Source organism: Saccharomonospora iraqiensis subsp. iraqiensis, from assembly GCF_000430445.1.
Classification (GTDB): Bacteria; Actinomycetota; Actinomycetes; order Mycobacteriales; family Pseudonocardiaceae; genus Saccharomonospora; species Saccharomonospora iraqiensis.
Genome location: NZ_AICW01000683.1, coordinates 1 through 1,854 on the forward strand (window position 1 = coordinate 1; position 1,854 = coordinate 1,854).

At 70.6% G+C, this 1,854-nt stretch carries 1 protein-coding gene; it reads left to right on the top strand.

The genetic code is table 11. From position 1 onward, the window contains the following. The first annotated feature begins 140 nt into the window (after positions 1 to 140). Complete coding sequence (locus tag ACTIR_RS0100460; RefSeq protein ID WP_026452816.1) at positions 141 to 1,838, top strand: GMC family oxidoreductase; 1,698 nt, start codon at positions 141 to 143, stop codon at positions 1,836 to 1,838. Positions 1,839 to 1,854: the final 16 nt, after the last annotated feature.

Here is a 1,854-nt window from a genome sequence, read left to right on the forward strand (position 1 = left end):
GCGCCCACCGGTGCCCCGGGGAGGCGCGTTTCGCGGGCGGATGTCGTTCCCGGGGAGGCGGGTGACGGCTCCCGGCTCGGGTCGACTCGTCGGTAACTTACCTCTGGTCAGGAGGGCGGTCGGCGGCTACGCTCATATGTGTGACTGGGCGTAACACCTATTTGGACTACGACGTCGTGGTCGTCGGCTCCGGCTTCGGCGGCAGTGTCGCGGCGCTGAGACTGACCGAGAAGGGCTACCGCGTGGCGGTCGTCGAGGCCGGACGCCGGTTCGCCGACGACGAGTTCGCCAAGACGTCGTGGGATCTGCGCCGCTACCTCTGGGCACCCCGGCTGGGTTGCTTCGGTATCCAGCGGGTGCACATGCTCAAGGACGTCATGGTGCTCGCGGGCGCCGGGGTCGGCGGCGGCTCCCTGGTCTACGCCAACACGCTGTACCGGCCGCTGAAGCCGTTCTACACCGACCGGCAGTGGGCACACATCACCGACTGGGAGTCCGAGCTGGCCCCGCACTACGACCAGGCCAGCCGGATGCTGGGTGTGGTGACGAACCCGTCGGTGACACCGTCCGACGAGGTGATGCGCAAGGTGGCCACCGACATGGGGGTCGCCGACAGTCACCACCCAACACCCGTCGGGGTGTACTTCGGGCCGCCCGGGGAGCGGGTCGCCGATCCGTACTTCGGGGGCGCCGGGCCGGACCGTACCGGGTGCACCGAGTGCGGGGCCTGCATGACGGGCTGCCGGGTCGGGGCCAAGAACACGCTGGTAAAGAACTACCTCTACCTCGCCGAGCAACTCGGCGCGCAGGTGATCCCGCTGACCACCGTCACCGGTGTGCGGAGCCGGGAGGACGGCACCGCCGAGGTCGACCTCCGCAGGACCGGAACGGTCTCCCGCCGGTTCACCCATACGATCACCGCGGGGCACGTCGTGTTCGCGGCGGGGACCTGGGGCACGCAGCGGTTGTTGCACCGGATGCGGGACACCGGGGCGTTGCCGAAGCTGTCGGACCGGCTCGGGGAGCTGACGCGCACGAACTCCGAGGCGATCATCGGGGCCGCCCGGACGTCCGTCGACCCGGACAACGACTACAGCCGGGGTGTGGCGATCACCTCGTCGATCCACCCCGACGAACAGACGCACATCGAGCCGGTGCGCTACGGCAAGGGCAGCAACGCGATGAGCCTGCTGCAGACGGTCGCGACCGACGGTGGGTCCCAGGTCCCCCGCTGGAAGCAGGCGCTGCGGTTCGCCGCCCGGCACCCGGTGCAGACCGCGAAGCTGCTCAGCAGCTACCGCTGGAGCGAGCGCACCGTGATCCTGCTGGTGATGCAGTGCCTCGACAACTCCATCACCACCTACACCACCCGGGGTTGGTTCGGCCGCCGCAAGTACACCTCGAAGCAGGGGCACGGCACGCCCAACCCGACGTTCATCCCCGCGGGCCACGAGGCCAACCTGCGTGCCGCCGAGCACATCGGCGGGACACCGGGCGGCACCTGGGGCGAGATCGCCGACATCCCGTTGACCGCCCACTTCATCGGCGGCGCGGCGATCGGCACCAGCCGCGAGGACGGGGTGATCGATCCCTACCACCGGGTGTTCGGTTACCCGAACCTGCACGTGGTGGACGGCACCGCGATCACGGCGAACCTCGGGGTGAACCCGTCCCTGACGATCACGGCGCAGGCGGAGCGGGCCTTCGCGCTCTGGCCGAACAAGGGGGAGCCGGACCCCCGGCCCGCCCAGGACGAGCCCTACACCCGACTGGACCCGATCGCACCGGTCCACCCCGCCGTCCCCGCGCACGCCCCCGCGGCTCTGCGGACCGGCTGACCGCAGTTCGCGGGCG